12 protein-coding genes are annotated in these 14,877 nt (G+C 37.2%); 4 read left to right on the top strand and 8 right to left on the bottom strand.

Annotated features, from left to right (window positions below; genetic code table 11):
- Window positions 1–108: 108 nt before the first annotated feature.
- The 8 genes from secDF to H7U19_RS04400 form a co-directional block, all read right to left on the bottom strand.
- Window positions 109–3,093, bottom strand: coding sequence for a protein translocase subunit SecDF (gene secDF, locus H7U19_RS04435; RefSeq protein ID WP_186559327.1), 2,985 nt, complete (start codon window positions 3,091–3,093; stop codon window positions 109–111).
- A gap of 159 nt (window positions 3,094–3,252) precedes the next feature.
- Window positions 3,253–3,861, bottom strand: coding sequence for a hypothetical protein (locus tag H7U19_RS04430; protein WP_186559319.1), 609 nt, complete (start codon window positions 3,859–3,861; stop codon window positions 3,253–3,255).
- Window positions 3,862–3,912: 51 nt separating this feature from the next.
- The gene (locus H7U19_RS04425) at window positions 3,913–4,842 is read right to left on the bottom strand and encodes a SecDF P1 head subdomain-containing protein (protein WP_186559317.1); all 930 of its coding nucleotides are present in this window, start codon (window positions 4,840–4,842) and stop codon (window positions 3,913–3,915) included.
- A gap of 71 nt (window positions 4,843–4,913) precedes the next feature.
- Window positions 4,914–5,840, bottom strand: a complete 927-nt coding sequence (locus tag H7U19_RS04420; protein ID WP_186559315.1) for a malate dehydrogenase — start codon at window positions 5,838–5,840, stop codon at window positions 4,914–4,916.
- 249 nt (window positions 5,841–6,089) lie between these two features.
- Complete coding sequence (locus tag H7U19_RS04415) at window positions 6,090–7,112, bottom strand: DUF6588 family protein (protein WP_186559313.1); 1,023 nt, start codon at window positions 7,110–7,112, stop codon at window positions 6,090–6,092.
- 94 nt (window positions 7,113–7,206) lie between these two features.
- Window positions 7,207–9,756, bottom strand: coding sequence for a TonB-dependent receptor (locus H7U19_RS04410; RefSeq protein WP_186559311.1), 2,550 nt, complete (start codon window positions 9,754–9,756; stop codon window positions 7,207–7,209).
- Entirely contained in the window at window positions 9,743–10,657 is a 915-nt protein-coding gene (locus H7U19_RS04405) for a FecR family protein (RefSeq protein ID WP_186559304.1), read from the bottom strand. Before H7U19_RS04405 ends, H7U19_RS04410 begins: the two co-directional genes overlap by 14 nt.
- Before the next feature lie 121 nt (window positions 10,658–10,778).
- On the bottom strand, window positions 10,779–11,300 hold the full coding sequence (locus H7U19_RS04400; RefSeq protein ID WP_186559303.1) for an RNA polymerase sigma factor: 522 nt from the start codon (window positions 11,298–11,300) through the stop codon (window positions 10,779–10,781).
- A gap of 370 nt (window positions 11,301–11,670) precedes the next feature.
- Between H7U19_RS04400 and H7U19_RS04395 the strand changes: the two genes are divergently transcribed.
- From H7U19_RS04395 to H7U19_RS04380, 4 genes are all read left to right on the top strand, one after another.
- Complete coding sequence (locus H7U19_RS04395; RefSeq protein ID WP_186559302.1) at window positions 11,671–12,723, top strand: hypothetical protein; 1,053 nt, start codon at window positions 11,671–11,673, stop codon at window positions 12,721–12,723.
- 85 nt (window positions 12,724–12,808) lie between these two features.
- Complete coding sequence (locus H7U19_RS04390) at window positions 12,809–13,588, top strand: membrane metalloprotease (protein WP_186559301.1); 780 nt, start codon at window positions 12,809–12,811, stop codon at window positions 13,586–13,588.
- Window positions 13,589–13,629: 41 nt separating this feature from the next.
- Complete coding sequence (locus tag H7U19_RS04385) at window positions 13,630–14,208, top strand: porin family protein (protein ID WP_186559300.1); 579 nt, start codon at window positions 13,630–13,632, stop codon at window positions 14,206–14,208.
- A gap of 164 nt (window positions 14,209–14,372) precedes the next feature.
- Window positions 14,373–14,834: a hypothetical protein gene (locus tag H7U19_RS04380; RefSeq protein WP_186559299.1), complete on the top strand. Its 462-nt coding sequence runs from the start codon at window positions 14,373–14,375 to the stop codon at window positions 14,832–14,834.
- Window positions 14,835–14,877: the final 43 nt, after the last annotated feature.

Genomic DNA, 14,877 nt, shown 5'->3' with positions numbered 1-14,877 from the left:
GTGAAAGCCCGACCCTCCCGATAGTTATCGGGAGGGAAACGCCCAAATAAAAAAAGCCCATCAACTACTGCTGATGGGCTTCTGATTAAAGAAAAATTTGAGTTAGTCTTACTTCTTTTTTCCTTCTAGTTTTTTGACGCTGTCGTACATAATCGGTGTTGCAATGAACAGCGATGAGTAAGTACCGACAATGACACCCACGATTAACGCAAACATAAACCCGCGGATAGAATCGCCTCCAAAAATGAAGATGGATAGCAATACCACTAAGGTGGTTAGCGAGGTGTTTAGGGTTCTACTTAAGGTGCTGCTCAATGAGGAGTTTACCACGCGATCGAACTCCCAACTGGTGTGCTCGTTGAAGAATTCACGAATCCTATCGAATACCACCACGGTATCGTTCAATGAGTAACCGATAACGGTTAGAATGGCCGCGATAAAGGCTTGGTCTATTTCCATGTTGAACGGCATGAATTTATAAGTCAACGAGAAGATTCCCAATACAATCAATACGTCATGGAATACAGCTGCAACGGCTCCCAAGGAATACTGCCACTTTTTAAAACGCAACAGGATGTACAGGAACACTACGATTAAAGAGCCTAAAATAGCCCAGAACGAAGCTTTTTTGATATCATCCGCAATGGTAGGGCTTACTTTATCGCTACGCATCAATCCGATGGTTTTATCCTCGGCATCGCTGATAAACTCTTCGTAGGTCATACCATCAAAATACGGTTGCAGAGCGTTGAACAATGTCGATCTTATCTCTTCATCAACAGCTGCCCCTGTTTCGTTTACCTTATATTTTGTAGTGATTTTTAACTGGTTGGCATCTCCAAAAGTTTTAGCATTTGCACTGGAGAATACTGCTGGGTCTGAAAGTACATTAGTAACCTCGGAAGCATTCATATCTTGGGAAAAGCGTACTTGATAGGTTCTACCTCCCACAAAATCAACACCTTCATCCAATCCATTGGTGAACAATGAACTCAAGCCGATAGCAATTAAAATCCCTGAAATGATGTAAGCGATTTTGCGCTTTTTCAAGAATTCGATATTGATATTTCTAAATAGATTTTTGGTAATCGGCGTAGAGAACGTCAACTTCCCTCCTCTTTCAGTGTACCAATCTACCAATAATCTGGTGATAAAAATTGCCGTAAATAATGAGGTTGCGATACCAATTAATAAGGTAGTAGCGAATCCTTTAATAGGTCCTGTTCCGAAAATGAATAAGATTAATGCCGTTAAACCCGTGGTAATATTGGCATCCAAAATAGAGGACAATGCATTACTAAATCCATCTTTAATGGCATCTTTTTGACCTTTACCTTTAGCCAATTCTTCGCGGACACGCTCAAATATCAGTACGTTGGCATCCACGGACATACCAATAGTCAATACAATACCGGCAATACCAGGCAATGTTAATACGGCGCCTAATCCTGACAAGATTCCAAAAATCAATAAGATATTCAAAAGCATCGCGATATCTGCAAAACCACCTACTTTTCCATAGTAAAAAATCATCCAAAGCAATACCAATACCAAAGCAATTAAGAAGGACATAGTACCGCTATCGATAGCTTCCTGACCCAAAGAAGGCCCAACTACTTCACTTTGTATGATATCGGCAGAGGCAGGTAATTTACCCGCACGCAGTACGTTGGCCAAGTCAATCGCTTCGTTTAAGGTGAAGTTTCCTGAAATTGAAGAGTTACCACCCGCAATTGGACCAGAGGTTACGCCAGGTGCAGAATACACCACATTGTCCAAAACTATAGCGATTTGGCTACCTTGCTGGTAAGCTCTTCCGGTCATTTCTTCCCAGATTTTAGCACCCTTGCTGTTCATTTGCATGGAAACTTCAGGCTTTCCTGTTTGTCCGAAGGTATGTCTCGCATCGGTTACCACCGCACCACTCAGCTCAGGAATATTGTCGCGATTACCTTTTAGGGCATATAAATCTGTCATTTCGCTATTCTTTTCTGGCTTGCTAAAGGCAAACTTCACGTAGCGTAATTCAGATGGCAATAAAGACCTTACCTGAGGCATGTTTAAATACTCCATTACCTGGTCCTTATCCTTAATTTCAAATGAAGCCACAACAGGGCCTCCACGGTAACCAAAACCTCTAATCAAGCTTTGTAATGGGTTTACTGTTTCAACAGCTGTAGAATCCGTAACAGCATCACCCAATAAATCGTCTATTTTAGAATCCGTTGCATCTTCTTCGTCTTGAGGTTCAGCGTCATCCACATCTTCTTCAACTTCAACAATGTCCTTTAATACTTGGTCAGCTTGAAATAAAAATTGCTGGAACTGCTCACCGGCGTACACATCCCAGAATTCCAATTGTGCAGTACTCTGTAACAAACTTGTAGCACGCTCGATATCCTTAACGCCTGGTAATTCTACCAAAATACGCCCGGAGTTACCTAAACGTTGGATGTTTGGTTGGGTTACCCCAAATTCATCAATACGCTTGCGCAATACTTCGAATGCAGAAACGATAGACTCATCGATTTTGGTTTCTATAATTCCTTTTACTTCTTCATCGGTCATGCTTCCGTCAATTTCCCCATCCAATGCTTTGGTATAGAAAATATCTGGCGAGGCTAATTTTTGATCCCCTTTTATAGCATCAAACGCGATAAAGAAATCCTCTAAATAGGTGTTCTGGCTGTCCTTTTGAAGCTCCGACGCATTGTCCAAAGCCGTATTGAAAACAGGGTCCTTGGTATTGTTGGCCAGTCCTTTTAGGATGTCTTTTACGGATACTTGCAGAATCACGTTCAATCCCCCTTTTAAATCCAAACCAAGGTTCATCGCTTTTTGTTTTACCTCGTTATAGGTGAATTTGGCAATACCCAAGTTGTAAACCGTATCGGTAGCAATACCATCCAGATAATTGACTTCCTCTAAACTTCTTTTGGCGCGATAGTCGTCTTCCGTGTCTGGAAATTTGTTGATGGCGATTTCCTCAGCTTCCTTTTCAATCTGATTCGCCTTAAATGTGAACGATAATTGGTAAATACTTACCAAACCGAACAAAATAGCAAATAGTTTTACTAATCCTTTATTTTGCATTTTTGAAATTTTTAATATTTAAATATTAGTAGGTTGGAGCTATTCACTAAATGAAATACACTCCTTTAATCCATAGGTTTTTCCTATGGCAATTTTCTTTGGAAAGTATGGGATTAAATGCTCGGGACTGAATTGCCTGCATTTTGAATTTGGTTCCCACTAGGAAATAGGGCCTGCCCTGACTTCTGGGATTTCACCAAGATTGGTATCGAAAGTCAACGTGATGCCGTTGACCCATTTGAATTTTGAATGGTCGTCTTCAACTTTAAAAGTCTTATAAATTGCTAAAGACGAATATACTTTGGGTTTGAAAAGGCGATCTGCCTTTACCTCAACTTCTACAATATGAATGCCGTTTACATCGGAATCGCCATCCCCAGAACTTTGAAGTTCGTAAACATCAATGTTATAGGCAATGGCTTCGTTTTCAACCGGAATATTGAACGGTGCATCCTCATCATCATCAGTATTACCCAATTCGGCGCGGATACGCTTTGAAAGCATCCGTTTGATGACATCAACATCGGTATCGCTATAATAGCTTATTTTGAGTTTGCCGTTGTCATTCTCCTTAACTTGAATATTGCTTACGCCTGCTTGCTGTAGCTCCCTTTTAACTAAGGCAACTGTTGCGTGGCTATTGGCGTGCGAGGATTCGGTATTTTTAAAATGAAGCACAATTTCCTGATTGGGCAACGTAGATTGTCCATGTTGTACCACGCCCAAGACGGATAGGATAATAATTAAAGTAACGACGTACCACTTCATTTTCATGCGCCAAATATAAAAAAATAAACTTGTTTAAGTAATGCCTGGGAATTATCTGTTTGAAACTGCGCTATACTCTATTAATTTCAACTCGGGAATCACTTGTCCCGAAGACAAAATAATGGCTAAATCCTGGGCTTCCTCGGCTGTAAAATTTCCAGAAACCGAAGACCTTCCTCCTTTAATGGGACCGGCTGTAACTCCGGGAGCAGAATACACTACATTATTCAATGTTATGGCTATAGAAGTTCCTTTTTGAAATGCTCTTCCCGTTAAGCGCTCCCATATTAGGGCTCCATCTTGATTCATTTCTATGGATATTTCTGGTCTCCCTGTTGGGCCAAAAGCATTGTTTGCCTTTGTAATCACTTCTCCCGTCAAAGGTGCTTTGTTATCCTCATTAGACCGAATAGCGTATATCGGCAAACGTCCATTTTCTTCAATACCAAATAAAAATTTCACATTTTTAAATTCCGATGGAAGGTTTGGCCTGGATGCTTCGCTATTCAACAAATTTAAAACAGTTTCGGAATCATCCTGTTTGACATGGATAACTATCGGACCTCCTTGATAACCTGGAGATAGGTCGAATTTTGAAGTCACTTTCAAGCTGTCCGAAGTATTGCTTTCTTCAATAGTGTAAAGTGTCTCGCCTATATAGGACAAAAATTCTTCTGCTTTGTATAGCTCCCAAAATTCTAATTTGCCCTGATTTATAATCAACTGATCAAGACGCTGAACGTCCAATTGAGCAACCTTTACCAACACTTCCAAATGCTTTTCGCCAAAACGTTTCACTTCATTTTGAACCCCAACACCATTTAACCTTGTTTTTATGACCTCAATTGTTTTTAGCTGTTCAGATTTGGACCAATCGCTCTCATTTTCAAAAGCGTACACAAATCTATGTTCCTCTTTCTGCTTAAAAGCATCACAGGAAAACAGTATTGCGAAAACCGTTAGTAAAAGAATTTTTTTCATAAATAGAGACTTACAAAAAAGGCTATCAAAAATTGATAGCCAAATGTTATATATTAAAAATGGAAATGCTATTATAATTCCAATAATCCATTTGTTTTTGAAACCCCTTCAGCACTGGCCTTCATATGGTCTTTCTCAGCATCGCTCAATGGGATATCCACAATCTTTTCAATCCCGTTTCGTCCTAAAATCACTGGCACTCCTATACAAATATCTTTTAATCCGTATTCGCCTTCCAATAATGTAGAACAAGGGAATAGCTTCTTCTGATCGCAAGCAATGGCTTGAACCAAAGCGCTTACTGCCGCTCCCGGTGCATACCAAGCAGACGTACCTAATAATTTAGTCAAAGTAGCACCACCAACTTTGGTATCTTCTTTTACTTGGTTTAGCCGCTCCTCACTTAAAAATTCCGAAACTTTTACACTATTTCTTGTAGCATGACTTGTTAATGGTACCATTCCCGTATCACTATGGCCTCCAATAACCATACCGTCGATATCGCTAATTGGGGCTTCCATCGCCTCTGCCAATCTGTACTTAAAACGTGCAGAATCTAAAGCACCGCCCATACCGATGATTTTATTTTTTGGTAAATCTGTGGTTTTATGAACTAAATAGGTCATCGTGTCCATCGGATTGCTCACCACAATAATGATGGTATCAGGGGAATGTTCGATTAAGCTTGAAGATACCGATTTTACGATACCTGCATTGATACCAATCAATTCCTCACGGGTCATTCCAGGTTTACGAGGAATTCCTGAGGTAATCACACAAATTGAACTTCCTGCTGTTTTAGAATAGTCGTTGGTAATCCCGGTAATTTTTGTGTCAAAACCGTTTAAGGAAGCGGTTTGCATTAAATCCATGGCTTTCCCTTCGGCATAACCCTCCTTGATATCTAGCAACACAACTTCTGATGCAAAATCCTTGATAGCGATATATTCGGCACAACTTGCGCCTACTGCTCCTGCTCCAACTACTGTAACTTTCATAATACTGTTTTTAGGTTGTTTTTTATGTTGAAATAAATTGTTTTTCCTATGGAAATTTTGACTTTGCAAAGATAGAATTGACACGAATTCTTTTCTATGATTTAAGTCATGCAATATTACTAATTATTCGGCTGTTAACGAAAAAAGTGCATGATTAAATCATGCACCTTTCGAAATTAAATTAAATAAAAAACTAACTAAAAAAACTAAACAATTATATGAAAATACACTATAATTCTCTTTTATATTTTACCTGAAACCGAAGTTAAGGCCTACTGAAAAGGCGTTAAATTCGGATAGGTGATATTCTGCGTTCAATCTAAAAAATCCAACTTTCAATTTTGTGCCTATCGTACCCCTAACATCAGAAACCTCGCTAGACACTGAAAACGGGTCAACATAAGACTCTGTTATAAAAGGACCGGATGTAACTGTGTACGTTCCTAGCACATCAGACTCTGATTTTCCTTTGATATAACCCAAACCTCCATAAAAATTGATGACTGGGAGTTTTGTAGATACAATAGCTTGGAATAGCCATGTACTTGTATTGTTTTCTAAACGTTGGTCGCTTCCTGAAACTCCAGAAGTACCTGAAATATCATAAGAACCGTTCAAGTTTGTATAGGCCACCAACCCAGAGATTGCAATTGGCAATAATTTATCCGCCGGCAGCCATTTTGTAACTTCAAATTGCACTCCGGCACCGAACATGCCGAGTTCAACATCATCTGTTTTAATTTTGGGCACAAATCGAGCTTTAAGTTCAATACCTTGGCTAATGCCCAAAGCACCCTGTAAAAATGCTGTAGGCAATAAATTGGCACTGGCATCACCTAATCCTGTAGGCAACGTAATCCGCTCGTTTATATTAGGAAAATCCCTATTTCTTACAATAATATCGATATCAGGATTGTTTTCTCCTAAAGCAGTGGCCACATTTCTGGCTCTAACACTAGAATCGGCAAACTCAAACGTGACTTCTTCATTATCATAAGTATCCAGATCCAATAAAAACATTTTGTGTTCGTCCTTTACCATCGAAGCATTTGCTATAATGGATATTTCAAATCCGCCAAGGGGTTTAGCATCCGCCGTATTAAACCAACCAGCATTCATGCTGTGCATCAATCCGTTAGTCGCCGGTCTTAAATAATCGTTTGTAAAACGCTCGGCACTTTCCTCTCCTGCTGCAAACAAAGCATCGAGGTCCTGAGCTTTTGAAGTAATCGTTATTAAACTAAAAAGGGCAAAAAGGGTTAACTTTTTCATTATGGTTTATAGATTTGGATAGGACAAATGTATAAAAAAAAAGTTACAAAACAACACTTTGTCGAAAAAAAATGCTTTTAATCGATTTTTTATGTCAGAAATAACATCTGAAGCTGATGTTGGGTGTAAGTCCCAAAGACTTGTTTTCTATTTTGATAGCATTATCGGAATCGTTAGGATCTACTTCGTAATAGGTGTTTATTGTATTCCTTCTATCAAACAGATTAATAACACCAACTCGTAATGAAGATTGTATGCCATCAGAAAGATTAAATTTATAGTTCAACGAAGCATCCAAACGTATAAAATCATCTAAATTTTCACTATTGGGTGAATCATAGTTCACCACAGTATTATTTCCGTTTTGTATGGTTTCATTACCTTCAACTGGTTTTGTAAAAGGTCGTCCTGTGCGCCAAATACCACCTGCAGATACTTCTAAATTTTCTAAAATATTATAGTTAAATGCCAAAGACACTGAATGCCTGATATCTACGTTATTAGGAAACTTGGGTGGCGATAAGGTTTCAAACTCATAATCGTTCATAGCATAGGTATAGCTTACCCAAGTACTGTAATTTTTAGCAGTTTTATTTATTAGAAACTCTGCACCTTTTGCTTCATAACTTCCCGTGGCATTCAAATATTGAAAATTGTTATAAAACCCTTGGTTAGATACGGTAATGCCATCGACGGTTTTATAAAATCCTTCAATATCAATCACAAAATTATTATGCTTGAATTCAAGCCCAAAAGAACCTTGTTTACTTTCTGCAATGGGAATATTTTGCTCGTTTGCCAGGATCCAACGCCTGTTTTCAACCCCTAAAAAGTCATCCTGAAAATCGATAATTTGTGTAGCTGATTGGTTTTTAAACTCTCCTTGCAGTTTAAGTGCCAATTGATTGGACAACTTTTGTCTCACATTCAAACGGGGCTCAATGATAAGTTTGCTAAACTTTTGAAAATAGTTTCCTCGAACACCTGCCCTTACATACGTTTTTTTATTATTGAACTCCAATTCCGTAAATCCTGCATGGTTTAATAACACATCTTTTTTAGTTCTATCATAAGCAGGAGCGCTAACCTCTGTTGCATTCAAAATACCGATTTCACTGAATTGATAACCACTTAATAAGTTTAAATTGGTCTTGATTCTAAAATTGGTTTTGACTTTAAATCCAGTTTCTAAAACTTCATTCGCCTGAACCAATTCTTGATCGGTTTCAACTCGGTAGTCCACTGCATCCACATTATATTTTGAATAGAATCCGTTTAATGATGTTGAAAATCTGTCACTCCATTTCGCATCCCAACTCCCTCCAAACCCTAAGTTTTGCTGTTTAAGATTACTGGTTTTTGATTCTGTTTCACCATCGGTATTGGTGAATGTTTCGGTATAATCCAGATTATTATTGATGCCGATAACATTGGTTCTGAATTTGTGATTTTTATTTAAATCGAATAACAACTTCGCAGTATAATCATAAAATGAAAAATCTGAAGACCTATTGCTCTCACTAATATTTTCGCTATTGGTAGTGATTTCACTATCTTGAAACGAACGTTCAAAATAGTTGTCATAGGTAGGCGACGAAAACACATCGGTAAACGACCGTCTCCCTGAAACATGCAACGCTACTTTTTTACCCAAAGGCACTTCTAAAAACGCATCGGCATGGATTAAATTAGCACCAAAACCTCCTGAAAATTGCGCATCAACCTCATCTTTGGTGAACATATTAATGGTACTGGATACCCCATCACTAAATTCGCTGGAAGTTCCGTTTTTAGTGACAATTACTTTATTGGTCAAATAGGGATTATAAGCCGAAATCAATCCGAAAAAATGACCAGAATGATACATTTTAATATTATCCCAAAGTATTAAATTCTGATCGTTAGTCCCTCCCCTTATATTAATATTCGCAATACTTTCGTTTACACTTTCCACTCCGGGTAAGGCTTGAATGGACTGCAAAATATCAGGTTCAGTCAGTCCGGGTAACGCGCCAAATTTTTCAGTATTCAACACTGTACTTCCATCTGTTGCTTTTTGTAAACCAGTGGTTAAAAACTTTGAGATGAGTATTTGATTCAATACTTCACTTTGCTCAGGCACTAAAATGGTTTTACAGTTGTCTTGTCCTTTTCGTAATTCAATAGCCTGAAAAATCAATGTTTTAAAACCTAAAAAAGAAATTTGAATGATTTCATTAACACCAACATCCTCTATTTCAAACGAACCATCATCTAAGGTAATCACGCCTTTTGATGAATTAAGAATGACCACCGATGCCCCAAAAAGTGGTTGATTATCAACCCCCGAAATTAAAACACCACAAATGTCAATCATTTTATCAATAGTGGAAACCGTAATATAGCGTTCATTCAAAAATTTAAAATTTAAAACCGTGGTGCTATTTAAGTTTTGAATGATATCTTTTAGCGTGTCCGTTTCGGAAGGTTGATCTACCGAAATAGCATTTACCTCTTCCACGGAATAGGAAAACTTCACATCAAATCGGGTTTCCAAATCCGCGATAAGATCAACTAATTTCACCTTTTCCTGTGCTTGTACTTGTGCTAATGAAATATTAAAAAGAAGGAAAAGAGATAAAATGAAGGGGTTAGTTAGATTCATAATCGTAGAATTCAACTGTTTTACCGTTTATTTTATAACTTAATTTTAATGGAATGGAAACAGATTGTAAAGCAACATTGATATCGTTGTGGGTAAATCCACCAGAGTACAACACAGACGTATCGATGTTTTCAACGGTAATATTAATGTCGTATTGATGCTCTAATTCATCAATAACTTGCCAAAGCGGAACTCCATCAAAAGTAGATTCTTGCGCCAACCAAGACGGTCTTGTCGCATTAAAATCTTTCACCTCAATGATTTTTCCATTCACCATTCTGAATGTGTTTCCTGGTTTTAAAATCTTTTCATTCTCGCCACTCGTCACACTCACCGAACCTTCAAAACACTGCACTTCAAAATAATTGTCGCGCTCCTTTACATTAAATTGCGTTCCTAAAACTTGTACCACTCCAGCATCAGTCATCACCGAAAATTTTTCACCTTTCATTACTTTAAAAAAGGCTTCACCATCCAAATCCAAAGTTCTGTCAGTTTTCCATTGTTTCTTGTTATATGATAATTTCGAATGTGCATTCAAAATCACTTCAGAATTATCAGGTAAATTAAAGGTTTCTGTTTGTGCAATTTCTGTTGAAAACGACATGGTATTGTTGAAAAACACAAAATAAGACGAGGTTAACAGAGCGACAACTACAGCGGCCACTCTCAAAAATGACTTAAAGTTTAAAGGGATTACCTTAGGCACTTCTTTTTTAAAGTTTTTCTTTTTAAAATCGGCTAAAGCTTTTTCCGTGTCTACTTTTGGCGCTTCCAATTGTTTGGTGTAAAATCCAGTTTTTTCCAAAGTGGAAAAGTCCTCGTCGGGGTAGCGGGCTTTGATGTCTTCCGCAGAAATCTCTCCATCAAACCATTTTAATATGTCGTTTTCTTTACTCATTTTTTGTGCTTTTCAAACTTAAGACACCTATATATTTATTTACCCTACACTTTTTTTTCCCGCTTTCGCGAGAATGACAGATTCAACTGAAACCGAGGAAACCTCGGAGGAATTCTTCAATCTAAATTTCTATACCCTCCATCTTTTTCCGTAATATTTTCAATGCTCCAGACATACGTTTTTCAACTGTTTTTTGAGAGATATTCAATAGTTCAGCAATTTCCCGATATTTTTTATCCTCAATTCGATTTAATAAAAATACCTCACGCTGTTCTTCACTTAAATCAGCAATTACCGCTTGCAATTTCTGCTTGAATTCTTCCTCTTCCAACAAATATTCCGGGCTCATATCCGTTCTGTCCATATATGGTGAGGCTTTTGCATAATTCAGCACCACTTTTTGGTGGCGAACGGTATTCAAAAACAAATTATTAACAGTGGTAAACAAATAGGTTTTGGCCTTTTCAAAATTAATTTTTGCACAATTTTCCCAAATTTTTGAGAAGGCATCTTGGACCAAATCCAAAGAAACCGCAGAGTCGCCACATTTATAAAAGGCAAAATTATTGATGGCCTGGGCGTGTTCTAAATAAAAGGTATTGAAATGCGATTCTTGGCAAAGTTTAGGTTTGGAGCTACTCATAAAATCTTAATATATTATGACATCACAAAAATAGAAATAAAAATTTTACTTTATAATTTATTGATTTTTAGTTAATTAAAAACTATTTCAAAAGAAAATGAAAATTTCCGTAGGGTAAAAAACAAAGCACGTGTCTTAATGATGTATGAGAGCAAAACACGACAAAACACGATTTGATTTGATATATAAAATAGTCAAAATACTATTAATCATCATTCTTGTGTTAAGTATTTTCGCCTCGATACAATTAACAATTAAAATATTTTTTTAAAATTTAGGTAGGGTAAAAAAACATGAATGTGTCTTACCTACAGAAGCGAAAAAAAACGCTATGAAAAAGAAAAGTTTTATAACCCAAAAAAATGAAATCATGAAAAATTTAAAATTTTTAACCGCAATCTTATTAGTATCAATTTTCACATTTACCTCTTGTCAGGATGAAATTGATAGCGAAAACGGAAACAGAGAGAACACGAACAGTGCAACCTCTCCAACAGCAAACAACTTAGAACGCTCCTCAATGTACGACGGTAGTTTCGACGACTTTTTAGATGGGATATCCTGTTCATCTGTATTATTACCAGTAACTGCAACGGTTAACGGTACCCAAGTCAACATCATTAGCGAGTCTGATTACAACTTGGTTTTGGATATTGTTGGTGAGTTCACCAATGATGACGATACGGTACAATTTCGATTTCCATTAACGGTGAGGTTGAGCAATTACACAGAAGTTCAAGTGATGAACCAAACGGAATATGATGCCCTTATGGATGCCTGTGAAGACGCTGAAAATCAAGCTAAAGATGCGATTAGCTGTCTGGATATTGACTTCCCTATCAGCATTCTTACATTTGATTTGAATGTAGAGCAAACTGGTAGTGTTATAATAGAATCTGAGCAAGAACTGTATGCTTACATGAACAACTTTGGTAACGATGCCTTATTCTCTGTAAACTATCCTATTACCGCTACTTTAAATGGTGAAACTACTATTGAAATTACTAGCGATATGGATTTACAGAGCAGAATTAACGAATGTTTAGGTATAGAAGATGCTGAAGATGACGCTGAGGAAAATGCCGAAGCATTGGAAGATATTTTGGTAGATGGTATGTTTAGAGTAGAATCATTTGTTAACGCTGGTATAAACACTGCAACTGATTATGCAGATTACACCATTGATTTTGCAAACGACTTAACCTGTACCGCTGAAAATACTGTGAATACCACAATTCAGGATGTACAGGGCACCTATGAAGTAGCCTCGGAAACAGAAGTATTTTTAACATTGACTTTCTCTGGTAACGCTACGTTTGAACCGTTGAACCATACTTGGAAAGTGACGAGTTATTCTTCCAATTCTATCAGCTTACAAAGTACAACAAACGCAGGCATAACTCTAGTTTTGTCTCAAATTTAAAACCGAGTTTGCATTTGTAACGTATGTTATGGCAAGTAGCCACTACCCCCAAATAGTGGCTACTTTTTAATAAAAATCTTAAGCAATGAAGCGATTTATTTCAACAGTAGTTTTAGCCACAATATTAATTTTAGGGTGTTCTAAAGAGGACACTTCAACAGAAGACAATCAGAACAGCGCCCCAAATAAAAATCTGAATAGACAGGCTACAGGTTCTTCTGCCAATGATTTGTTATCAGATAACACTTTTAAAAGTATGGTGATTGAACTGGTTTATGTGGAAGGTTTTGAACCAACGCAAACTGCTATTGATAATTTTATTTCATTTTTGACCCAAAGAACATTTAAGCCCAATGGCATTATGGTTGAAAAACGCAGTATACCTTCACCAGAAAAAGAAAGTTTTACTATTGAAGAAATTGCCGATATCGAAAGAGAAGTCCGCACAAAATACAATACCGATACCGAAATAGCAGTTTGGGCACTTTTTATCGATGGAAAATCTTCTAACGATTCTGGAAATAGTGTAACCTTAGGAAGCGCGTATTGGAATACCTCGTTTGTGATTTATGAAGAAACAATTCAAGATTTTAGCAATAGCCCCCTGGAACCTAACCGAAATGTTTTAGAAACCACAGTAATAAACCATGAATTAGGACATATTTTAGGGCTAACGGATTTAGGATCTGACATGCAAGAAGATCATGAGGATGCAGACCATCCAAAACATTGTAATGTAGAAGAATGCTTAATGTATTGGAGCGCCGAAACTGGTGCAGGTATTGCAAATATGGCTGGAATGAACAGTGCTCCACAGTTGGATGCCTTTTGTCTAGCAGACTTAAAAGCCAATGGTGGTAAATAAATAAAATAGAATTAATCAATAACCCCAAAAAATATAAAGACATGAAAACTAAAATTTTAATATTAGGACTATTTTTAAGTACAATTTTCACTTTAACCGCCCAAAATAAATCGAATGCTGGTTTAAAATTTGGGTATAACCTATCTGCAGTAAGTTTTGATGGTGAAACCGAAACAGGACAGAGACACGGCTTTCATGCTGGGTTTTATGGTGAATCTTTCCTTGCAGAAGTGATCGCTTTACAAATTGAATTATTGTATTCACAACAAGGCTACGAGTTGAAAGATAATAGCGGAACATTCACCCAAAAGTTGGATTATATCAATCTACCTTTGTTGCTAAAAATTTATCCAAGTGATAACTTTTATTTAGAAGCAGGTCCGCAAGCAGGTTTGGCAATCAACCACAAAGAAGAGTTTGACAGTAATTTTAACCTGTTTAGTACTTCTCAGGAATTCGACCCACAACGTTTTGATTGGGGCGTCAATTTTGGCGCTGGATTTAAAACCGATTCTGGTGTAAGTTTAGGCGTAAGATACAATTTAGGCATGGGCGACATTTACGATGAAGGCAGTCCGCAAAACAGGGTGTGGCAATTCTCATTAGGTTTTGATTTCTAATTAATATTTATAGATTTTAAGGAAGCCAACTTACATTTAAGTTGGTTTTTTTTATGCTCAAAATATTTTTTTTTCAACTTTCCGTAGGGTAAAAACCAATTGAGGTGTCTTAAATATGAAAGGGCAATTAATGCTCCAATTAATAACCTTAAAAATTGACAGTTATGAAATTATTTAAAACAGCAATATGTATTTTAATCATAAGTTTATCCTTTACGATAAATGCACAAGAGGTTTCAAAAGAAAAAGAAGAATCATTGGATAAAACCTCATATTACGAAAAACGCGCGAAAGAAGACGCAAAATTTGAACAGGAGTTTAAAGCTGAAACCGAAGCCGAAGCTGAAGAGTTTTGGGAAGAACAGGAAGCGTATGAAAAAGAATTAAAAAAAAGGGACCGAAAAGCTTATCGGGCTTACATGAAAGGCAAACGTGATGCTTATGCAGAGCATTACGAGTATTGTAATCACCATTGCCATCATGGGGATCATTATTATCACCATGCCTCATTCTATTATTATAGATATGACAGATATTATTATGATAGATACCCCAGACCGCGCAATACAGTGAGCACTAATGTAAGGGCTAATGTTCCAAGGGTAAGGGTAGGTATAGGGCTGTAATATATTTTTGAGTTAGTCAAATTCAGGCCAAAAAAAATGTCGC

Source organism: Hyunsoonleella aquatilis (genome assembly GCF_014270105.1).
Lineage (GTDB): Bacteria > Bacteroidota > Bacteroidia > Flavobacteriales > Flavobacteriaceae > Jejuia > Jejuia aquatilis.
This window is presented reverse-complemented; position numbering and strand designations above follow the sequence as displayed.